The sequence below is a fragment of the Georgenia subflava genome (genome assembly GCF_009193155.1).
Classification (GTDB): Bacteria; Actinomycetota; Actinomycetes; order Actinomycetales; family Actinomycetaceae; genus Georgenia; species Georgenia subflava.
The window spans coordinates 608,035-628,581 of the sequence record NZ_VUKD01000001.1; the positions used below are offsets into that span (position 1 = coordinate 608,035).

The window sequence follows — 20,547 nt, forward strand, 5'->3', positions numbered from 1 at the left end:
CGCCCCGCGGAGTATCGCCAACGTCGAGGTTGCAGGCAGCTAGGAGGAAGAGGGGACCATACATCCATGATCGGCTTCAGATTCAATACGCCTCCAGGCTGGCCACCTGCTCCAGTCGGGTGGACCCCGGCTTCTGACTGGCAACCGGACCCGGCGTGGCCTCCAGCGCCCAACGGCTGGAGTTTCTGGGTCCCCGACAATGACAGCAACGAAGAATCCGCACAGACGGGTGCACCTAAGGCCGAGGTCGAGCAAGGCCCAGAAGTGCAAGACGACAACACAATTCCAATTGCGAGCCCGCATGGCAGACCTGTCTCTGATACCGATGAAGCAGGCCCCGTCAACTCAGCCCAAGAGGCAGAGATCAGCCGACTACGGAGCGAGATAGCGGAACTGCGAACGCGCGAGCACCAACTCCGCGACCAACTGGACGATGAACGCGACCGACCCGCTCATCACCAAGTCCGAGCAGGGGCCAGCGCCGAAGAGGACAAGAAACTCAGGTCCCAGATTGCCGACCTGCGCAACGAACTCGTCGAACTCAACGATGCAGTCCTCCTTCAGCAGGTCGGCATCTACGAGTACCATCATCCGCTCGAAACCGCAGCCGCGTATAAGGAACGCCTTGCCGACCTTCGCGAACGCATCCGCGGCGCCGTCCGTGACAAGGCAGCTATCGAAGCCTCGGAGCGATTCTCCTACAACAACTCCCTAGCTCAGGGGCGTAAGATGGTATCCGATTTCTCCAGGCTTATGCTGCGTGCCTACAACGCAGAGGCCGACAATTGCGTTCGTTCTCTCCGTGCGGGCACAGCCTCATCCGCCGTAAAACGACTCACTACCTCGGCCGATACGATCGCCAAACTCGGCACCATGATGGGGTTGAAGGTGTCTGAGACGTACCACGCGTTGCGGATCGAAGAAATTGAACTCGTCTCCGACCACATGATGAAGATTCAGGAGGAGCGTGAGGCAGCCCGCGAAGAACGCGAGCGACTCCGTGAGGAACGCCGGGCCGAACAAGAACTTGCCGCCGAGCGCGAACGCCTCGAGAAGGAGCGCTCCCACTATCTGAACGCACTAGAGGCATTGCGTCGACAGGGCAAGGCAGACGATTACGAAGACCTTGAGCGACGCCTCGCCGGCATCGAGCGAGCCATTGCCGATAACGACTACCGGGCCGCGAACATTCGTGCGGGCTACGTCTACGTCATATCAAACATCGGCACGTTTGGTGGTCACGTCGTCAAGATCGGCATGACACGGAGACTCGACCCAATGGACCGGGTTCGAGAACTTGGAGATGCTTCAGTCCCGTTCCCCTTCGACGTGCATGCCCTGTACTTCTCTGAGGATGCCGTCACCCTGGAGACTGAACTTCACAAGGAGTTCGCCGCCGGACGCGTGAACCAGGTAAACCCACGCCGAGAGTTCTTCTTCGCCACTCCCGAACAGGTTCGAGACGCGCTCACTAAAAGGGTGGGAAATCTGCTCGAATACGTCGATCAACCCGAAGCAACGCAATACCACCAATCCCAGTCTTCATGGCCAATAGCGGATTCGATCGGCCCCGCTAAAGGATACTGAGCCGCCTCCCTGCGCGCCGAGCACCGAGGATCACGTCGACCGTTTTATGGTGGTGGCCTGCGAATTCAGGCGAGGGCGGTGACCAGCAGCGTGAAGGCGGCGATGAGGACTGCTACGCGGACGTAGTGGAAACGGTCCCAGCGGCTCATCTGCTCCTTCCAGTCCTCGGGCCGGCTCTCGGTCGTCCACGTCTTCCCCCGGTTGTTGATCGGGACGAGCAGGAGGAGCGACATGACCACGCTGAGGATCAGCAGCGCGCCGGCGACGACGACGAGGCGCGCGCCGTCTTGGTGCCACCCGCCGACGGCCCACACCCCGCTCAGGGCCAGCGAGCCGATGTACCAGAACGGCATGACGACACCGAGCATGCGGCCTCCGTGGCTTCTGCCACGCTGGCTGCTGTCACTGGGGAGCGCGTCGAGAATCGGGTTGACGACGAAGGCGACGGAAAACTCCACCCCTGCGAGCAGGCCGACGACCACGGTGGTGGCGACCTCAAGTGCGTCAAGCATGATGACTCCTCCTGGAATCTAGCGCCGCTAGATGACGCGGCAACGCTAGTACTGCCCTCGCTCGGTTGTCTAGCGATGCTAGGATCGACTCATGTCCGTGCAGGCACGCAAGGAGCGAGAGCGGGTTGTCCGCGAGCGCCTCATTGTGACGACGGCCCGCGAGATCGCCGAGCAGCAGGGCTGGGACGCGGTCACCACCCGCCGTCTCGCCGAGCGCATCGAGTACAGCCAGCCCGTCCTCTACAGTCACTTCCGCGGTAAGCGCGAGATCATCGGCGCCGTCGCCCTTGAGGGCGCCGCCGAGCTGGCGGCGGCGCTGCGAGCCGGAGCCTCCTCCGCGGACGGCCGTCGCACCCGGGTCCTCACCCTCGCCGGCACCTACCTCGAGTTCGCTGAGCGCAACCCGGCCGTCTATGACGCCATGTTCCGGCTCGACGGCGGTCTGGCGTTCGCGAACGAGAACACCCCGGAGCCACTGAAGGACGCCTTCGCCGCCCTGCTGGAGACGCTCGGCGAGGTCGCTGGGGACAGCGTCCATCCGGCACTGTTCACCGAGGTGTTCTGGGCGGCCCTGCACGGGCTGGCCACCCTCACCCGGGCGGGACGGCTGCCGCCGGAGGACACCCAACGGAGGGTGACACTACTTGTGGACCGGCTCGCCATGGTCTGACGCACCGTCCGTCGGGCATCCGGCCGACTGATCACTAATCGATACCGGTGCTGCGATCCCGCTCGTCGGTCGCGTTGCACTCCACGTCGACGCCGCCCCACCGCGTCCCCCATAGAGCTCCAGACCCAACAGCGACCCCCAGCCGACCACTTCCCGTCACCGGCTGGTCAACGCGCCGTGCCGAGCCGGACACCTTCCCTGCCTAGCGTCGCCAGCACCTCGACGACGACTAGGAGCTCCCATGAGCACGACCGTCCCCGGCCGCCGCCCGCTTCCGTTGCTGCCCGCGCACGACGGCGGCCGGTCCGCCCTCACCTGCCGGTTCCGCTGCGGCGACGCCTGCTTCCACCCGGTGCCCAACACCTCCGCGAACGAGTACTTCGGCGACGTCGCGGCCCGCGCCTTCTCCCGCCGATCGGTCCTCCGGGCCGGCGCTGTCGTGGCCGCGGCCACCGCCGCCGTGCCCATGATGGGCAGGCAGGGCGCCCAGGCCGCGCCCGCCGTCGGAGGCCCCGACGCCGTGGGGCTGCGCTTCGACGCCGTCGCCCCGAACTTCGTCGACGCGGTCAGCGTGCCGGCCGGCTACACGTCCGAGCCGGTGATCCGCTGGGGCGACAAGCTCTTCTCCGACGCCGCCGACTTCGACCCCGCGAACCTGACCGCTGCCGCCCAGGCGCGCCAGTTCGGCTACAACAACGACCACGTCGGGCTGCTGCCGCTCGAGCAGGACGAGCACCTGATGGTCGTCAACCACGAGTACACCGACGAGGTCATGATGTTCGGCGGCTACGACGCGGCGAACCCCACCCGCGAGCAGGTGGAGGTCTCCTGGGCGGCTCACGGCCTGAGCGTCGTCGCCGTCACCGGTCGGCACCGCGGGCCGCGCAACGGTGGCCTCGACCCCGTCGTCGACCATCCCCTCAACCGCCGGTTCACCGCGACCGACGAGTTCGAGCTGACCGGCCCGGTGGCCGGCGCCGAGCTCGTGCGAACCTCCGCCGACCCGTCCGGCCGCGTCGTGCTCGGCACGCTCAACAACTGCGCCGGCGGCCTGAGCCCGTGGGGCACCTGGCTGACCGCCGAGGAGAACTTCAACCAGTACTTCGCGAACGCCGACGGCGTGACCGACTCCGCCACCAGGCAGCGGCTCGCCCGCTACGGCCTGCCCGGCGGCGCCTCCGAGCGCAAGTGGGAGCGGTTCGACACCCGCTTCGACCTGTCCGCCGAGCCCAACGAGGTCAACCGGTTCGGCTGGATCGTCGAGGTCGACCCGTACGACCCCACCTCGACCCCGCGCAAGCGCACGGCGCTCGGGCGCTTCAAGCACGAGGCGGCCACCGTGAGCCTCACCCCGGGTCGCCGGGCCGCGCTCTACATGGGCGACGACGAGCGTTTCGACTACCTGTACAAGTTCGTGACCCGGGACGCCTACCGGAGCAACGACGTCGCGCACAACGCCACGCTCCTCGACAACGGCACCCTCTACGTCGCGCGGTTCGCCGACGACGGATCCGGCGAGTGGATCCCGCTGGTCACCTCCACCGGCGACACCGCCACCTCTCACGTGCCCGGCATGACGGGCGTCGAGGTCCTGCTGTTCACCCGCCAGGCGGGCGACGCCGTCGGCGCGACCACGATGGACCGCCCCGAGGACGTCGAGCCCAGCCCGAAGACCGGCGTCGTCTATGTCGCACTGACCAACAACACAGCCCGGTCCGCCGCCCAGCTCAACGCACCCAACCCGCGCCCGAGCAACAAGCACGGACACGTCATCGAGCTCGTCGACGGACGGAACGACGCGACGTCGTCGACGTTCACCTGGGACATCTTCCTGCTCTGCGGCAACCCGGAGGACGAGGACACCTACTTCGCCGGGTACGACAAGACCCAGGTCTCGCCGATCTCGTGCCCCGACAACCTCGCCTTCGACAGGCACGGCAACCTCTGGATCAGCACGGACGGCCAGAACGGCACCATCGGCGCCAACGACGCCCTCCACGCCGTCGCCGTGAAGGGCAGCCGGCGCGGGCAGGTCAAGACGTTCCTCACCGTCCCCCGCGGCGGCGAGACCTGCGGGCCGATCGTCACCGACGAGCGCGTCCTCGTCGCCGTCCAGCACCCGGGCGAGTACGGCGGCGCGTCCTTCGAGACCCGCCTGTCGAGCTGGCCGGACGGCGGAGGTCAGGTGCCCCGCCCGTCGGTGGTGGTCGCGTACCGCCTCGACGGCAAGAAGATCGGCCACGGCTGATCGCGGATGCTCGCGCCGGGCGGGCCGTCGACCTCACCGGTCGGCGGCCCGCCCGCGTCGTAGGCTGACCCGATGCCCGTCCCCCCGTTCGTCGCCGAGCTGCGCTCACATGTCGGGCACGCCCTGCTCTGGCTCCCCGGCGTCACCGCCGTCGTCCTCGACGACGACGACCGCCTGCTGCTCGGGCGTCGGGCCGACAACGGGCTCTGGGCACTGGTGTCGGGCATCCTCGAACCAGGTGAGGAGCCCGCCGTCGGGCTGCGGCGCGAGATCGCCGAGGAGACCGGCGTGGACGCCGAGGTGCTGGCGCTGACCGCCGTCTCCTCCGGGCACCGCGTCACCTATCCCAACGGGGACGTGTCGCAGTACCTGGACCTGACCTTCCTGTGCCGGTACGTCGACGGCACCGCGGGTGTCGGCGACGACGAGTCCACCGACGTCGCCTGGTTCGCTCTCGATGCCCTGCCGGCGGACATGGCGCCGACCTCCCGCGAGCGCCTGGAACGGACGCTGGCGTACCGCGCGGATCCCACGGCGGGGCCGTACTTCGAGCGCTGAGCGTGCCGACGCCTCCCGCCGGTGAGACTCTCAGCGACGCGCCCTCTCGTGGTGGACCCGTACGACGGCGACCAGCGGCGCCTTCTGCAGCACGCCCCGACTGACCGAGCCGAGGAAGAAGCTCGCCAGACCGCCCCGCCCACGGCTCCCGACGACGAGCACGCCCGCCTCGGCGGCCGCCTCCGCCAGCGCCTCCACCGGGTGTCCGGTGGTGCGGCGGACCTCGAGCTCGACGTCGGGGAAGCGTGTGCGCCAGCTCTCGACCCGCTCGTCGCTGGCACGGTGAACCTTGGCGAGGAGGGTGTCGAACTGCTCGACGAGGCGCTCGTCCGCATCGCCGCTGAACGACTCGTGCTGTCTGCCCTGGACCACCAGCAGGCCGACGCCGCGCCGTCGCGCCTCCTCGAGGGCGAACTCGACCGCCTCGGGCGCCCCCTCGCCCGGGTCCATCCCCACCGCCACCGGGCCGTCCGGGTGCGGCGGGCGCTCGTGCACCACGATGACCGGCCCGTGGGCGTGAGCGGCCACCTTCTCCGAGACCGAGCCGAGCAGCGGCCGGACCGCGCTGCCCCGGCCGCGTGCCCCGACGACCACGACGTCGGCGGAGGTCGAGGCCTCGATCAGGGCCGTGACCGGGTCGTCCACGAGCATCCGGCCGTCCACCGGCAGGCCGGGGTGGGCGTCCCCGACCCGGGCCGCCGAACGGTCGGCGATCGACTCGGCGGCAGCGAGCGCGTCGGCGGGAGGCGACCACTCCCAGCGCTGCGCCCTGGCCATCCACGGGAAGACGTAGACGATCTGCAGCGCGACGCCGCGCCGCACCGCCTCCTCGGCGGCCACGTCCACCGCCAGCTCCGCGTGCTCGGACCCGTCCGTGCCCACCACCACGCCGGGTGCCGGTAGCTGGCTCGTCATCGACGACCTCCCGCTGCAGACCTCCCGGCGGTCGCCGGGACTCGTGCGACCAGGGTGGCACGGTCCGTACCGCCGCGCCGGGCGGTCAGCGGGGCGCCGGTCCGCGACCTCCTCGGCCGCATCGAGCGGCGACCGGGCAACGCCTCGGCCAGCGGCGCGACCGGCTCCGCCTCGGTGCGCTGTCCGACCGTCGCATCCGGCGCACTGCCGCACTGCCGCACTGCCATCATGGGCTTCATGGCCACCGCTGACGACCACCTCCGCCGCTGCGTCGAGCTCGCCCGAGAGGCCCTCGAGGCGGGAGACGAGCCCTTCGGGTCCGTGCTGGTCAGCGCGGACGGAGCCGTGCTCGCCGAGGACCGCAACCGCGTGGTCTCCGACGGAGACCCCACGGCGCACCCCGAGATCGCTCTCGCCAGGTGGGCCGCGGTCCACCTGGACGCAGCCGAGCGGGCGTCCGCCACCGTCTACACCTCCGGCGAGCACTGCCCGATGTGCGCGGCCGCGCACGCCTGGGTGGGGCTGGGACGCATCGTCTTCGTCGCCTCCGGCGCCCAGCTCGTCGGCTGGCTCGACGACCTCGGCGTCGAGCCCGGGCCGGTCGCCCCGCTACCGGTGACGGCCGTCGCGCCGGGCGTCGTCGTCGACGGACCCGTCGACGGCCTGGACGAGGAGGTCCACGACCTGCACCGCCGCCACCGCACGGCGCACTGAGGCGCGGGCCGGCGATCTACGCTTCGAGCATGAGCACCGCCGTACCGACCGTCCGGTCCCAGGACCCAGGCGCCTGGCCGCCACCCGCGTGGGAGCTGCGCCTGCGCGCACGCCAGGTCGACCTGCCCGAGTGGGCCGAGTACGCACCCGACCGTGCCTGCGTGGTCGCCACGAACCGCGGAGTCCTGCAGGTCCACTCCTTCGAGGTGGGCACCGGGCGGCTGATACCGCTGACCGACCGGGCGCAGGGCACCACCGAGTGCACCATCGACCCGCACGGGCAGTGGGTGTGGTGGTTCGACGACACCGACGGCGACGAGTGGGGCCGGTGGCGCCGTCAGCCCTTCGGCTCACCGCCAGGGCACGCCGTGCAGGACCCGATCGACCTGCCCGACTCCTATCCCGCCGGGCTGCTGCTCGCCCGGGACGGTACCGCCGTCGTCGGCCGGATCGACGAGCACGGGACGACCATCCACCAGGTCGTCGTCGGCGCGAGCGAGCCCGGCACCGACGTACCGGTGCTGCTCTACCACCACGCCAACGACGCCGTCGCGTCCGCCCTGTCGCACGACGGAAACCTCACCGCGATCGAGCACTCCGAGCGCGGGGACAACCGCCACCTCGCGCTGCGGGTGCTGCGCTCGGACACCGGCGCCGTGGTGGCCGACCTCGACGACGGCCCCGGGAAGGGCCTCGTCGCGATCGACTTCGCCCCGCTCGACGGCGACGCCCGCCTCCTCGTCGGGCACGAGCGCCACGGACGGGCCGAGCTGCTGATCTGGGACCTGTCGACGGCGCAGACCCGCGACGTGGTGCTGACGAGCGGCGGCGAGGCGCTGCCCGGCGACGTGACCGAGGCGTGGTGGTACGCCGACGGTCGCACCCTCCTGGTCGCCGTCGACCATCACGCCCGCACCCGCCTGTACCGGCACAGCCTCGTCACGGGTGCGACGACGCCGGTCGGACCGGCCGACGGCAGCGTCTCCGAGGCCGGCCCGCGGCCCGACGGCGACGTCTGGCTGCGGTGGTCCTCCGCGGCCACCCCGCGCCGCGTCCTCTCGGCCGGCACCGGCCGGGAGGTCGTGACGGTCGGCGGCGTGCGCCCCGCACCGTCGGTGCCGGTGCGGGACGTGTGGGCGGACGGCCCGGGCGGCCGGGTGCACGCGCTGCTGCGCGTGCCCCCGACAGGCAGCGCCCCGTACCCGGTGGTCGTCGACGTCCACGGTGGTCCGGCGTGGCACCGGTCCGACTCGTTCTCCCCGCACCTGGCCGCCTGGGTGGACCACGGCTTCGCCGTCGTGAGCGTCAACTACCGCGGGTCGACCGGCTACGGCACCGCGTGGCGCGACGCCCTGGAGGGCCGCGTCGGGCTCACCGAGCTCGAAGACATCGCCGCCGTCCACGACCACCTCGTCGCCGAGGGAGTCGCCGACCCGGCGCGCTCCGTCCTCGCAGGGGCGTCCTGGGGCGGCTACCTCACGCTCCTGGGCCTGGGCACCCAGCCGGAGCGGTGGGCGGTCGGCCTGGCCGACGTGCCGGTGGCGGACTATGTCACCGCCTACGCGGAAGAGATGCCGGACCTGCAGGCCTTCGACCGCTCGCTGTTCGGCGGCTCCCCCGCCGAGGTGCCCGGGCGCTACCGCGAGTCGAGCCCGATCACCTACGTCGACGCCGTCCGCGCACCGGTGCTCATCATGGCCGGGCTGAACGACCCACGCTGCCCGCTGGGGCAGATCCACCGCTACGTGGACGCGCTGCGCGGCCGTACCGACCACGACGCGCCCGTCGAGCTGTACACCTACGGCGCGGGCCACGGGTCGGTGGTCGACGACGAGGAGGTCGGGCAGCTGCGCCGGCAGCTCGACTTCGTCGCCCGTCACCTGCCGGCCGGGTGACGGGGCACGGCACCTGCCACCTGCCACCTGTTGCCAGCACCCGCCTCGTCCTCGCGACCGCGGCCGGCCAGACCGGGGTACGACGTCGCGGTGCTAATCTGGCCGCTGCACGCACCAACGGTGGTGCGCGCTGCGCGGAGCCCCCGCTGCGCCGCTGGTACTCCCGCGTCTCTCCCGCGTGAGGAGCGGCCGAATGCCCCTCGAGACGTCAACGCCCCGCCCGGTCCACATCATCGGTGGCGGCCCCGTCGGTCTCATGCTGACGGCCTTGCTGCAGACCACGGGCGACTACGCCGTGCACCTCTACGAGAAGCGTCCCCGGTACACCCGGACCCGCATGGTCAAGCTCGACAGCTACCTCGTGGCGGACTCCGTCGAGAGCTACTGCATCGACTACATCGACGAGGAGAACGTCGAGGCCGTCTTCGACCGCACCGACCTCGAGGAAGGTGTCGCCTCCAGAAAGCTGATCCCGTCGGACCTGAGGTCGCTCCTGCTCCAGTGGACGCTGGGCTTCTGCCCGCTCAACGCGATCGAGCAGGCTCTCAGCGACCTGATCGACCGGCGCGGGACCTCCTCGGTCGAGCGGGTCGCCGGTGAGATCACGGCACCGGACGCGCTGGCGATGGTGGGGCCGGACGACATCCTGATCGACTGCACGGGCAGCAGGTCCCTCCTGCGGGACCACATGTCCCCCGCCTTCGGCGGCCCCGGGGGCGAGACGAACCTCTTCCGGCTCCGACTCGAGTACGCCCTGGTGATCACCTTCCTGTACAGCCAGACGTATCACTGCGACGAGTACTGCAAGTACTACAAGAACGCCGAGAACGACAGCTACAAGTTCATCCCTGGGTCCACCGGACCTACTACGACCAGGGCGTCAGCCACGTGACGGGCATCGTGAACATCACCGAGGACGAGTTCCGGGCGATGCCGTCGACGTTCGACAGCGCATGGCTGCGGGACAACTTCCCCGGCGTCACTGTGTCCATGGACCGGTTCATCGACCGGATCAAGAACGAGACCGGCGGGGAGATACTCGGCGAGCTCGAGATCGTCCGGATCCCGCTGGACCTCTACCACGCCCGCAACGTGACCAGCCGGAGCTGGCACGCGGCCGGGTCGGTCCACCCGTTCGCGACGTCGCCGGCATTTCTGGCCGGCGACTCGGCGATCGGCTCGCCGTACTTCCAGTCGATATCGCTGGGGTTCGAGTGCGCGATGTTCCTCGCCGGCCTCATCGGCCAGCCGGACCTGCAGCTGACGGAGAAGTTCGACCGGTACGAGAGCTTCATGTACAAGCAGTGGCTGCGCGTCTACATGCGCAGCAAGATGATCAAGCACAACAAGGACCTGTTCGAGACCCTGGACGACACCTTCGCGCTCCTGGACAAGCTCCACATCTACTGAGGTGCTGCCCGGCTCCACCGAGGTTCCGCGGCTCCGCCGAGTGCGCGGCCGCTACCGAGGGACCCGCGGCCCTCGGTGGCCTGCAGCCTCGCGCCGGCAGGTCTCAGACGGCGGCGCGCTCGTCCGCGAACCCCGCCCTCCCGCTCGGCGTGGCGGTCGTCAGGGGGATCGACGCCGTCGGCGAGAGCCACGGCCGACCGGCGCGGACCGTCGCACCGTCGACGTCGACCCGCGCGTCCCTGCCGGAGATCACCAGCGTCATGACGCCGTTGACGAACCACGGGCCGTGGTCGACGTCCCACCTGAGCGGCACCTCCGTGACCCGCGCGGACCTGGCCATCTTGTGCCACAGGAGACGGACCGGGGCGACGTCGAGGGCGGCGTAGGCCAGGCGCAGCGGAGTCTCCATCGGGTTGCGGAACGGTGACTGCGTCAGCTGGTGCACCGCCGTCGCCGGATGGTCCGTCCGTAGCTCGGCGCGAGCGGTGTAGGAGCAGTGGACGTCACCGGAGAGCACCAGCACGCTGGCCGGCGGGTCGGCGCCACGGATGACGTCCTCGAGGAGGTCGACCATGCTGTCGAACGAGCCGCGGAAGGCGGCCCAGTGCTCGAGGTCGACGGCGCGTCGGAGCACCTCACCGAACCGCGCCACCACCGGTCGCCAGGTGCGGCGGGAGGTGACGGCCTCGTTCCATCCCTCCAGGTGGTGGATGCCGTGCGGGAGCAGGAACGGCAGCGTCGTGCCGATCAGCAGGTGGTCGAGGTTGCCCGCCCGCGCGTGGTCGAGCACCCACTGCCACTCGTCGTCGTCGACCATGGAGCGTTCGTCGGGACCGAGCCGTCGCGAGCACCGCGAGTCCACCACCACGAGCCGGATCCGGTGGTCCGGGGTACCGAAGTCGCGGTAGAAGCTCCAGCGGACGCTCGTCGGCTCCGCGTCCGAGCGCCAGGCGAAGGCATCGAGCGCGTCGGTGCGCGCGGCGTCGTCCGTCGTCCCGCGCACGAGGGCCCACATACGGTCCTGCTCGAGCTCGTCCGGGGAGAGGTTCCCGAGGTGCTGGTAGATCCAGTACGACGCGAACGCCCCGGTCACCCGGCCCCGCCACCAGTCCTGGGCGGTGGCCCACTCCCGCCACGAGAGCGAGGAGTTCCAGTCGTCCCGAAGGTCGTGGTCGTCGAGGATCATCGCACTCGGGACGGTGGAGAGCAGCCACCGCACCGGCGGCGGCGTCCAGCTCTCGTGATACAGCCAGGTGTACTCCTCGAAGTTCTGCACCTCGGCCCGCACGGCCCGGTCGCCGTCGACGTGCGCCGCCTTCAGCCGCTCGACGAGCTCCGGCGAGGGGTCGTCGGCGTAGATCTGGTCCCCGGCGAGGAACAGGGCGTCGGGCCACTCCTCGTGCGCGGTGACGGCCATCCGCTCGGCCATACCCGCGAGCGCGTCGACACCGAAGGCCCGGCGGGCGCGGTCGTCGTCCGGCGCGCAGCGACGGCAGGACCCGAACGCGAGGCGCAGCGACGCGTCCGGGCGGATCGTGCGGATCACGCTCGGCGGGAACCGGCTCTCCGGCTCGGGCCAGACGGACCGGTCGTCGAGGAGGACCTCGTACGGGTGCTCCGAGGCGGGTTCCAGCCCGGTGAGTGCGACCAGCGCGTAGTGGTGGCCGTGGACTGCCCAGGTGCGCTCGCGCTCGCTCCGGCCGCCGGCACGGAGGACGACGTCGCACGGCCGGTCGGTCTCGACCCAGACCGTGGCGCTGGTCGCGTCGACGTGCCGCAGCAGCGGTCCGAGCAGCAGCCGCGGCGCCTCCGTTCCGCGCACGGGGTCCATACGAGGCGACGATAGTCGTGACGGCCCGCGTTCGCCGGGCTCCGTCGGGGCGGCGCCGGGGCGACGCCGGGGCGCGCCGGACGGCACCCGGAGGCGGCCGGTCACGCTCGTCGACGACAATGTCGGACATGACCGACCAGGCGCCGCGCCATCACCCGATCCACTACGTCGAGCTGACCGTGAGCGACATGGAGAGCGCCAAGGCGTTCTACGCCGCTGCCTTCGGATGGGTCTTCACCGACTACGGGCCGGAGTACACCGGGATCCAGGGACCGGCGGGCAGCGATGAGGCGGGTGGGCTGCGCCTCGGGACCGACATCCGGCCGGGCGGACCGCTCGTGCTGCTGTTCTCCGAGGATCTCGATGCCACAGTGACCGCCGTCGAGCAGGCGGGCGGTCTGGTCATCCAGGGCCCGTACGAGTTCCCCGGTGGACGCCGGTTCCACTTCCAGGACCCGAGCGGCAACGAGCTCGGCGTCTGGGCGAAGGCCTAGAGAATGCCGCGTGGGCAGGCCTCTCCTCTGGCATGATCCGGCCATGTCACTCGCCACCGGCCCGGCGCCGGCTCTCGACGGGCCCGCGCGTCGTTCGGACCGGCGGCCGGTGATCCTCGCCGCGCTGGTGCTCGCCCTCGCTCTGGTCGCCGCCGTCGTCCTCCTGCCCCCACGGGTCGGGCCGGGCCAGCTGACGCAGCACGGCGACGCGCTGACCCTGACGGCTCTGGACACCAGGCAGGCCTACCAGGTGACCGGACCCGATCCCGGTGACGCCGTGGCGCTCTACACCTTCGTCAACGACGGACGGCTGCCCGTCACCGTCCGCGCGGCCGAGCCGGGCGACGCCGTCGGTGACGACGCGCTCACCGTCGAGCTCATGTCGTACGAGCGAGAGCGCGGCGTGCTCGGTGACGCGACGCCCAGCGTCCGGGTGGCCGGCGGCGAGGGCTTCGCTGTCCGAATCACCCAGGACTGGCCCGCGTGCCTGCACCTCGAAGCCGGGAGCGGGATCACGCGCGAGCTTGTCGACCTCGCGGTCACCCGGCTCGGCCTGACCCGCACCGTCACCGTCCCGCTGGACCCGGTCCTGCACCTCGTGACCATGCAGGACCGGACCCCCTCGGAGTCCTGCGGGTAGATCCGGGGCCGTGGTCGGCCGGCTCCGCGGCCCTCCCCCGCGCAGCCGCGCAGCCGCGCAGCCCGACCTCAGACGGCGAGCAGCTCCGCGGCCAGCAGCTCCGCGATCTGCACGGTGTTCAGCGCGGCACCCTTGCGCAGGTTGTCGTTCGCGACGAACAGCGCGAGGCCACGCCCCTCCGGCACCGACTGGTCGGCGCGGATGCGGCCCACGAAGCTCGGGTCCGCACCGGCGGCCTGCAGCGGGGTGGGGACGTCGGAGAGCTCGACGCCCGGCGCCTCGGCCAGCAGCTCGGTGGCGCGCTCGGGACTGAGCGGGCGCGCGAACTCGGCGTTGATCGACAGGGCGTGCCCGGTGAACACCGGCACGCGCACGCAGGTGCCGGAGACGGGCAGGCCCGGCAGCTCGAGGATCTTGCGCGACTCGTTGCGCAGCTTCTGCTCCTCGTCGGTCTCGCCGGAGCCGTCGTCGACGATCGAGCCGGCCAGCGCGACGACGTCGAAGGCGATCGGCGCGACGTACTTCTCCGGCTCGGGGAAGGTCACGGCCTTGCCGTCCAGCGCCAGACCGGTGAGGTCCTGGTCGACGGCGGCACGCACCTGCCCCTCGAGCTCCTTGACCCCGGCGACGCCGGAGCCGGAGACCGCCTGGTAGGTCGAGACGACGAGGCGCTCGAGCCCGGCCTCGGTGTCGAGCACCTTGAGGATCGGCATCGCGGCCATGGTCGTGCAGTTCGGGTTGGCGATGATGCCCTTGGGCCGCTCGGCCATCGCGTGCGGGTTCACCTCGGAGACGACCAGGGGCACCTGCGGGTCCTTGCGGAACGCGGAGGAGTTGTCGACCACGACGGCGCCCGCCGCGGCGAACTGCGGCGCGAACTCGCGCGACGCCGTCGCACCGGCGGAGAAGATGGCGATGTCGATGCCGCTCAGGTCCGCCGTCGCCACGTCCTCGACGACGACGTCCGCACCCCTGAAGGGCAGGGTCTTGCCGGCCGAGCGGGCGGAGGAGAAGAAGCGCACCGCCGTCGCCGGGAACGCGCGCTCCTCGAGCAGCGCGCGCATCACGGTGCCGACCTGCCCGGTCGCACCGACGATGGCGACGGTCAGCTCACGCGGGGTCTGCTCGCTCATCGTCCGCTCCCTCCGTAGACGACGGCCTCGGACTCGGCGGTGTCGAGGTCGAAGGCGGTATGGACGGCGCGCACGGCGTTGTCCAGGTGGTCCGCCCGGGTCACGACGGAGATGCGGATCTCCGAGGTCGAGATCATCTCGATGTTGACGCCGGCGGCGGAGAGGGCGCCGAAGAGCTTGGCGGAGACGCCCGGGTGGGAGCGCATGCCGGCGCCGACCAGCGAGAGCTTGCCGATCTGGTCGTCGTAGCGGACCTCGGAGTACTGCAGGGTCTCGGCGGCCCCCTGGATGGCCTTCATCGTCGCCATGCCGTCGGCCTCGGGCAGGGTGAAGGAGATGTCCGTCAGCCCGGTGCGCTGGGTGGAGACGTTCTGCACGATCATGTCGATGTTCGCGTCCGCCGCGGCGACGACCTCGAAGAGCTTCGCAGCGATACCGGGGACGTCGGGCACGCCGACGACGGTGATCTTGCCCTGGCTGCGGTCGTGCGCGACGCCGGAGATGATCGGGTCTTCCATGGCTTCCTCCTCGGCCGAGGTCGCGGCGGTGTCTGCGACCCAGGTGCCTTCCTTGTTCGAGAACGACGAGCGCACGTGCAGCGGCACGCCGTAGCGGCGGGCGTACTCGACGGCCCGCAGGTGCAGGATCTTCGCGCCGTGCGCGGCGAGCTCGAGCGTCTCCTCGTAGGTGATGTGCTGGACCCGGCGTGCGCTCGGCACGATGCGCGGGTCGGCCGTGAAGAGCCCGTCGACGTCGGTGTAGATCTCGCAGACGTCGGCCTCGAGGGCCGCGGCGAGGGCGACGGCGGTGGTGTCGGAGCCTCCGCGTCCCAGGGTGGTGACGTCGTTGAGCTCGTTGACGCCCTGGAAGCCGGCGACGATCGCGACCTGGCCCTCGGTGACCGCCCGGGTGATGCGCTCGGGGACGACGCCGACGATCGAGGCCTTGCCGTAGCGGGTGTCGGTGCGCAGCCCCGCCTGCTGGCCCGTGTAGGACCGGGCCTTCACGCCCTGGGCGTCGATGGCCATGGCGAGCAGCGACATCGAGATCCGCTCGCCCGCCGTGAGCAGGATGTCCATCTCGCGGGCGGGGGCGTCGTCGGTGATCTGGCCGGCGAGGTCGAGCAGGTCGTCGGTCGTGTCACCCATGGCCGAGACGACGACGACGACGTCGTTCCCAGCCCGTCTGGTCTCCACCACCCGCCTCGCGACGCGCTGGATGCTGGCGGCGTCGGCGACCGACGAGCCGCCGAACTTCTGCACAACGAGGGGCACTGATTCAGCTCCGGGTGGATCGGGGATCAGCGGGCAGGCGCGCTCCGCCGACGGGACTGATCGGGACAGTCTAGGTGCGTCTCACGCTCCGGTCAGATCCTGATCCGCATGACGGACGGGGCGTGACGTGACTCACTTGGTCCCCCGCACGGGGATGGCCGCAACCGGTGCATCTGGCACAACGGTGAGAGAACGATGCGCCTGGCACACCGATTCCTCACCGTTACGGGTGGGCCGGGTCTCGGTAGTCCCAGGGCGTGGTCAGCTCCAGTACTGCTGGAACGTCTGCCAGCCGAGGCGGAGCACGAGCGCACCCACGACGACGACGAAGATCACGCGCACGAAGCCGCTGCCCCTGGCCACGGCCATGCGGGCGCCGATGTAGGCGCCCACGAGGTTGGCGGCGCCGACCGCGAGCCCGAGCGACCAGACGACGGCGCCGTGGGGCACGAAGAAGAGGAGCGCCCCGGCATTGGTCGCGAAGTTGACGATCTTCGCGATGGCCGTTGCGGGGAGGAACGCGTACCCGAGCACCCCGACGAGGGCGATCACGAGGAAGCTGCCGGTGCCGGGTCCGAGCATGCCGTCGTACGCGCCGATCACGAGGCCGAGCCCGAGCGCGGTCCAGACGTGCCGGTTCCCCTCCCACCGCAGCGCCGTGGTCCTGCCCACGGACGGCCGGGCGAGGGTCCAGGCGGCGACGGCGATGCAGACGACCAGGATGATCGGCGTGAAGAGCTCGGCCGGGATCTGGCTGGCGACCGCGGCGCCGCCGATCGCCGCGGCGAAGGCGGCGAGGGCCATCGGGCCGGCGGTGCGCATGTCCGGCCCGACCCGGCGGTAGTACGTCAGCGAGCTCACCGAGGTGCCCATGATGGAGCCGACCTTGTTCGTCGCCAGCGCCTGCACCGGGCTGATGCCAGGGACCAGGAGCAGGGCGGGCAGCTGGATGAGCCCGCCGCCCCCCACGACGGCGTCCACCCACCCGGCGGTCAGCCCGGCGAGGACCAGCAGCAGGATGGTGAGGGCGTCGATCTCCAGCACGCCGGTCACGAGTCGATGAGGCGGCGGCCCTCGAAGGCCCTGCCGAGGGTCACCTCGTCGGCGTACTCGAGGTCGCCGCCCACCGGCAGGCCGGAGGCGAGGCGGGAGACGGGGACGCCCATCCCGCGGAGCATGCGGGCGAGGTAGGTGGCGGTGGCCTCGCCCTCGATGTTGGGGTCCGTGGCGATGATGACCTCCTGGACCTCGCCGTCGGCGAGCCGGGTCATGAGCTCGCGGATCCGCAGGTCGTCCGGGCCGACTCCGTCGATCGGGTTGATGGCGCCGCCGAGCACGTGGTACTTGCCGCGGAACTCGCGGGTGCGCTCGATGGCGACGACGTCCTTGGCCTCCTCCACGACGCACAGCACAGTGGGGTTGCGGCGTGGGTCGGTGCAGATCCGGCACTGCGCCTCCTCGGACACGTTGCCGCAGATCTCGCAGAACCGGACCTTCGCCTTGACCTCCGTGAGCGCGTGGGCGAGGCGTGCGACGTCCTCCGTGTCGGCCGAGAGCACGTGGAAGGCGATGCGCTGCGCGCTCTTGGGTCCCACGCCGGGGAGTCGGCCGAGCTCGTCGATCAGGTCCTGGACCGCGCCTTCATACACACCTGCCAGCCTACGGCGCGGCGGGACCGCCCGGCGCCACCGACAGCTCCTCGATCACCGTGCCGCCGAGCACCTTGGCGACCAGCGGCGCGCCGACCATCCCGGAGCCCTCGGCGTCGGGGTCGTCGAGGGAGGCGACGTCGTCGGCGGGGGACACGGTCGGGCGACGGGTGGCCTCGGGCGACGCGGACCGGTCGTTCCATCGGCCGCGTGAGCCCGCCTCCCCCGGGGTGGCGGCGGAGGCCTGGGTTGCGGCAGAGGCCTGCGTCGCCGCAGAGGCCTGGGTTGCGGCAGAGGCCTGGCTAGCAGTGGACAATTGGGTCGCGGCTGAGCCCTGCGTGGCTCCCCCCGACGCCGTTGCGGCGGACGGCTGGGCACCGGCTGACGCGTGCAGGTCCGCGGGCGGTCCCGGGTCGTCGTCGACCGGCTCGGGCGGCAGCGGGTAGTCGTCCTCCTCGGACGGCACCTCCGCCGTGCGACGGGTCGATCGCGCCGCCTCGGGGGCGGACCCGGCGGTACGCGGCGTGGCGGTGAGGACCGCAGTCGGTCCGGCGAAGCCGTTCGTGGCCGCGCCGGGACCCGACGAGGCCGACGGTGCGGGCGGCTGCGCCGCCGACGGGCGAGCCGTCGTCGGCGCTGTTTGGCCCGAGGTGGCCGGGCTCGCCCAGCTGGAGCGGGCGTCGAGGACGGCGCTGGACGGCGTCGGGGCGGTCACGACGGGCCGGTCGCCACCGCTCGGCCCCCCGCCGCCACCACCGGGGCGGCCGGAGCCGTCCTCGACGACCCCCACGACGCGCAGCTGGACACCGAGTGTCTCGGACAGCGCACGCTGGACGTGCTCAGCGTGCGGTCCGTTGCGGAACGCCGTCGCGAGCCCTGCGGTGGAGAAGATCAGGTGGAGCGCACCGTTGGCGACCTCGCCGGCCTGGGCGTTCTGGGAGACGAGCGCCCAGGTGGAGCGCTTGAGGCGGGAGAGGGTGGCGATCACCTCCGGCCAGCGGCGGCGGATCATCTCGGCGTCGGCGCCGCTCTCCGGTGCGGCGGCCGGACGCGCGGGCTGACCGTCGTCGACCTGGGCGGGGCCCCGGGGTGCACCAGCGGGCTCGCGCGGGCCGGACGGTGCCGTCGGGTCGGACGGTACCGGCGGGCCGGCCGGTGCGGCGGACGTTGCCGGCGGCTCGTCTGCCCCGATCGGGGGCGCCGTCGACGCAGCAGGCTCAGAAGCCGGCGTCTGGCCCGGCTCGGTGGGCGCCGGAGCCGAGGCGGGCCCACCGGACGTGCCGGGTGTCTCGCCGGCCCGAGGGCCGGTGGCCGAGGTCGGGGCTGCCGTGGCAGGCACTGGCGCGGCAGATGCGGGGCCGGCCGGTGCCGGAGCGGCAGCGGCCGAAGCGGCAGGTGCTGGGGCAGCGGACGCCGCGGCAGCAGACGCGGGGCCGTCGGGCGCCGGAACGGTCGGTGCCGGTGTGCCCGACCCGCTCGGTGCGCCGCCCCCGGACCCTGCCGCCGGGGCAGCGCCCGGGGCCGGCGCGGCCGGTGCTCCGGCTGGTACGGGCGGCGCCGACGAGGACTGGCGCGACGCGGCTGAGCGTGCCGGGGGCAGCGCCGTGCCGCCGTCGACCACGCTGCGCTCGAGGCGGTCCAGCCGGGCGCCGTAGCCGGCGTCCCCCTCGTCCGCCCCCGGCAGCAGGATCCGCGCGCAGAGCAGCTCGAGCTGCAACCGCGGCGAGGTGGCCCCGCTCATCTCCGTGAGGGCGTCGTTGACCAGGTCGGCGGCGCGAGAGATCTGCGCGGCGCCGAGGTGCTGGGCCTGGGCACGCATGCGCTCGAGCTGGTCGCTCGGCACGCCGCGCAGGGCGGCAGCGGCGTGCTCGCCGGCCATCGCGATGACCACCAGGTCGCGGAGCCGCTGGAGCAGGTCCTCCACGAAGCGGCGCGGGTCGTGGCCCGACTCGATGACACGGTCGACGACCCGGAAGAGGCTCGCGCCGTCGCGCGCAGCCATGGCATCGACGACATCGTCCAGCAGCGCGGCGTCGGTGTACCCGAGCAGGGCCACGGCGCGGTCGTAGTCGAGTCCGCCGTCCTGGGCGCCGGCGATGAGCTGGTCGAGCACGGAGAGGGTGTCGCGGACCGACCCGCCGCCGGCGCGCACGACCATCGGCAGCACTCCCCCGCCGACCTGCACGCCCTCGGCGGCGCACAGCTGCTCGAGGTAGGTCAGCAGCTGCTCGGGCGGCACGAGGCGGAACGGGTAGTGGTGCGTGCGCGAGCGGATCGTGCCGATGACCTTGTCCGGCTCGGTGGTCGCGAAGACGAACTTCACGTGGTCGGGCGGCTCCTCGACCAGCTTCAGCAGGGCGTTGAAGCCCTGCGGGCTGACCATGTGGGCCTCGTCGATGATGAAGATCTTGAAGCGGTCGCGCGCGGGGGCGAAGCTGGCGCGCTCACGCAGCTCCCGGGCGTCGTCCACGCCGCCGTGGGAGGCCGCGTCCATCTCGACGACGTCGAGGGAGCCGGCGCCACCGCGCGCCAGCTCGACGCACGAGTCGCATGTCCCGCACGGGGTGTCGGTGGGGCCCTGCGCACAGTTGAGGCAGCGCGCGAAGATGCGTGCCGACGTCGTCTTCCCGCAGCCGCGCGGCCCGGAGAACAGGTAGGCGTGGGTGACCCGGTCCGCCCGGAGCGCAGCCATCAGCGGCTCGGTCACGTGCTCCTGGCCGATGACCTCCTGGAAGGTCTCGGGCCGGTAGCGGCGGTACAGGGCGGTGCTCACGGGGACGACCTTATCCGCGCATACCCACACCTGGCACACGTCCCGGTCAGCGCGGTGGACAGGGACGAGAAGGACCCCCCGTGCACCCGCCAGAGCTCACCTACCCTTGCTGCCTTCCGGCCCTGGGGGAGTTCGGCAAGATGACGCCGCACGAGGGGTCGGCGGCGAGTCTAGCCGACCGTCCGCGCGCGAGTCACACGCGCCCCACGGCGACCCGAGCGCGCTCCACGGCGACCAGACCGGT

The 20,547-nt window shown here is 71.6% G+C and carries 18 protein-coding genes and 1 other RNA gene; 10 read left to right on the plus strand and 9 right to left on the minus strand.

From position 1 onward, the window contains the following. Positions 1–66 precede the first annotated feature (66 nt). Positions 67–1,587, plus strand: coding sequence for a DUF4041 domain-containing protein (locus GD748_RS02760; RefSeq protein ID WP_152193655.1), 1,521 nt, complete (start codon positions 67–69; stop codon positions 1,585–1,587). Between the two features lie 65 nt (positions 1,588–1,652). On the opposite strand, the gene GD748_RS02765 is transcribed toward GD748_RS02760, so the two are convergent. Further along, a complete protein-coding gene (locus GD748_RS02765) occupies positions 1,653–2,099 on the minus strand; it encodes a DUF1772 domain-containing protein (RefSeq protein WP_152193656.1) in 447 nt (148 codons plus the stop codon). Positions 2,100–2,190: 91 nt separating this feature from the next. Between GD748_RS02765 and GD748_RS02770 the strand changes: the two genes are divergently transcribed. The 3 genes from GD748_RS02770 to GD748_RS02780 all read left to right on the plus strand — a co-directional run bounded on the left by GD748_RS02770 (position 2,191) and on the right by GD748_RS02780 (position 5,575). Then, positions 2,191–2,769, plus strand: a complete 579-nt coding sequence (locus GD748_RS02770) for a TetR/AcrR family transcriptional regulator (protein WP_152193657.1) — start codon at positions 2,191–2,193, stop codon at positions 2,767–2,769. Between the two features lie 241 nt (positions 2,770–3,010). Beyond that, on the plus strand, positions 3,011–5,017 hold the full coding sequence (locus GD748_RS02775; protein ID WP_152193658.1) for a PhoX family protein: 2,007 nt from the start codon (positions 3,011–3,013) through the stop codon (positions 5,015–5,017). Between the two features lie 72 nt (positions 5,018–5,089). After that, on the plus strand, positions 5,090–5,575 hold the full coding sequence (locus GD748_RS02780; RefSeq protein ID WP_152193659.1) for an NUDIX hydrolase: 486 nt from the start codon (positions 5,090–5,092) through the stop codon (positions 5,573–5,575). 30 nt (positions 5,576–5,605) lie between these two features. Here the strand turns inward: GD748_RS02780 and GD748_RS02785 are convergent, their stop codons facing one another. Then, positions 5,606–6,490 (minus strand): universal stress protein, encoded by an 885-nt coding sequence (locus GD748_RS02785; RefSeq protein ID WP_152193660.1) that lies wholly within the window; start codon positions 6,488–6,490, stop codon positions 5,606–5,608. A gap of 237 nt (positions 6,491–6,727) precedes the next feature. On the opposite strand from GD748_RS02785, the gene GD748_RS02790 reads away from it, so the two are divergent. From GD748_RS02790 to GD748_RS02805, 4 genes are all read left to right on the plus strand, one after another. Further along, positions 6,728–7,204: a nucleoside deaminase gene (locus tag GD748_RS02790; protein WP_152193661.1), complete on the plus strand. Its 477-nt coding sequence runs from the start codon at positions 6,728–6,730 to the stop codon at positions 7,202–7,204. Positions 7,205–7,233: 29 nt separating this feature from the next. Next, on the plus strand, positions 7,234–9,099 hold the full coding sequence (locus tag GD748_RS02795) for a S9 family peptidase (protein ID WP_152193662.1): 1,866 nt from the start codon (positions 7,234–7,236) through the stop codon (positions 9,097–9,099). Positions 9,100–9,292: 193 nt separating this feature from the next. Then, the gene (locus GD748_RS02800) at positions 9,293–9,991 is read left to right on the plus strand and encodes an FAD-dependent monooxygenase family protein (RefSeq protein ID WP_152193663.1); all 699 of its coding nucleotides are present in this window, start codon (positions 9,293–9,295) and stop codon (positions 9,989–9,991) included. Continuing rightward, positions 9,988–10,509, plus strand: a complete 522-nt coding sequence (locus GD748_RS02805; protein ID WP_152193664.1) for a hypothetical protein — start codon at positions 9,988–9,990, stop codon at positions 10,507–10,509. Before GD748_RS02800 ends, GD748_RS02805 begins: the two co-directional genes overlap by 4 nt. 103 nt (positions 10,510–10,612) lie before the next feature. Here the strand turns inward: GD748_RS02805 and GD748_RS02810 are convergent, their stop codons facing one another. Next, positions 10,613–12,340, minus strand: a complete 1,728-nt coding sequence (locus GD748_RS02810) for an alkaline phosphatase D family protein (RefSeq protein WP_152193665.1) — start codon at positions 12,338–12,340, stop codon at positions 10,613–10,615. Between the two features lie 128 nt (positions 12,341–12,468). On the opposite strand from GD748_RS02810, the gene GD748_RS02815 reads away from it, so the two are divergent. After that, positions 12,469–12,834, plus strand: a complete 366-nt coding sequence (locus tag GD748_RS02815) for a VOC family protein (RefSeq protein WP_152193666.1) — start codon at positions 12,469–12,471, stop codon at positions 12,832–12,834. A gap of 43 nt (positions 12,835–12,877) precedes the next feature. After that, complete coding sequence (locus GD748_RS02820) at positions 12,878–13,474, plus strand: hypothetical protein (protein WP_152193667.1); 597 nt, start codon at positions 12,878–12,880, stop codon at positions 13,472–13,474. 68 nt (positions 13,475–13,542) lie between these two features. Here GD748_RS02820 and GD748_RS02825 read toward each other — a convergent pair whose 3' ends face one another. The 6 genes from GD748_RS02825 to ffs all read right to left on the minus strand — a co-directional run bounded on the left by GD748_RS02825 (position 13,543) and on the right by ffs (position 20,466). Then, positions 13,543–14,607 carry an aspartate-semialdehyde dehydrogenase gene (locus GD748_RS02825; protein WP_152193668.1) on the minus strand — a complete coding sequence of 355 codons (1,065 nt, stop codon included), beginning with the start codon at positions 14,605–14,607 and terminating at the stop codon, positions 13,543–13,545. Next, on the minus strand, positions 14,604–15,881 hold the full coding sequence (locus tag GD748_RS02830; protein WP_152193669.1) for an aspartate kinase: 1,278 nt from the start codon (positions 15,879–15,881) through the stop codon (positions 14,604–14,606). Before GD748_RS02830 ends, GD748_RS02825 begins: the two co-directional genes overlap by 4 nt. Before the next feature lie 261 nt (positions 15,882–16,142). Then, the gene (locus GD748_RS02835; protein ID WP_152194346.1) at positions 16,143–16,925 is read right to left on the minus strand and encodes a sulfite exporter TauE/SafE family protein; all 783 of its coding nucleotides are present in this window, start codon (positions 16,923–16,925) and stop codon (positions 16,143–16,145) included. 5 nt (positions 16,926–16,930) lie between these two features. Then, on the minus strand, positions 16,931–17,530 hold the full coding sequence (gene recR, locus GD748_RS02840) for a recombination mediator RecR (RefSeq protein ID WP_152193670.1): 600 nt from the start codon (positions 17,528–17,530) through the stop codon (positions 16,931–16,933). A 10-nt stretch (positions 17,531–17,540) separates the two neighbouring features. Then, positions 17,541–20,303 carry a DNA polymerase III subunit gamma and tau gene (locus tag GD748_RS02845; protein WP_152193671.1) on the minus strand — a complete coding sequence of 921 codons (2,763 nt, stop codon included), beginning with the start codon at positions 20,301–20,303 and terminating at the stop codon, positions 17,541–17,543. A gap of 66 nt (positions 20,304–20,369) precedes the next feature. Further along, an RNA gene (gene ffs / locus GD748_RS02850) (signal recognition particle sRNA small type) lies at positions 20,370–20,466 on the minus strand. Positions 20,467–20,547: the final 81 nt, after the last annotated feature.

Coding starts and splice junctions, on each gene's coding strand:
- GD748_RS02760 (WP_152193655.1), top strand. CDS start 67: ATGATCGGCTTCAGATTCAATACGCCTCCAGGCTGGCCACCTGCTCCA.
- GD748_RS02765 (WP_152193656.1), bottom strand. CDS start 2,099: ATGCTTGACGCACTTGAGGTCGCCACCACCGTGGTCGTCGGCCTGCTC.
- GD748_RS02770 (WP_152193657.1), top strand. CDS start 2,191: ATGTCCGTGCAGGCACGCAAGGAGCGAGAGCGGGTTGTCCGCGAGCGC.
- GD748_RS02775 (WP_152193658.1), top strand. CDS start 3,011: ATGAGCACGACCGTCCCCGGCCGCCGCCCGCTTCCGTTGCTGCCCGCG.
- GD748_RS02780 (WP_152193659.1), top strand. CDS start 5,090: ATGCCCGTCCCCCCGTTCGTCGCCGAGCTGCGCTCACATGTCGGGCAC.
- GD748_RS02785 (WP_152193660.1), bottom strand. CDS start 6,490: ATGACGAGCCAGCTACCGGCACCCGGCGTGGTGGTGGGCACGGACGGG.
- GD748_RS02790 (WP_152193661.1), top strand. CDS start 6,728: ATGGCCACCGCTGACGACCACCTCCGCCGCTGCGTCGAGCTCGCCCGA.
- GD748_RS02795 (WP_152193662.1), top strand. CDS start 7,234: ATGAGCACCGCCGTACCGACCGTCCGGTCCCAGGACCCAGGCGCCTGG.
- GD748_RS02800 (WP_152193663.1), top strand. CDS start 9,293: ATGCCCCTCGAGACGTCAACGCCCCGCCCGGTCCACATCATCGGTGGC.
- GD748_RS02810 (WP_152193665.1), bottom strand. CDS start 12,340: ATGGACCCCGTGCGCGGAACGGAGGCGCCGCGGCTGCTGCTCGGACCG.
- GD748_RS02815 (WP_152193666.1), top strand. CDS start 12,469: ATGACCGACCAGGCGCCGCGCCATCACCCGATCCACTACGTCGAGCTG.
- GD748_RS02820 (WP_152193667.1), top strand. CDS start 12,878: ATGTCACTCGCCACCGGCCCGGCGCCGGCTCTCGACGGGCCCGCGCGT.
- GD748_RS02825 (WP_152193668.1), bottom strand. CDS start 14,607: ATGAGCGAGCAGACCCCGCGTGAGCTGACCGTCGCCATCGTCGGTGCG.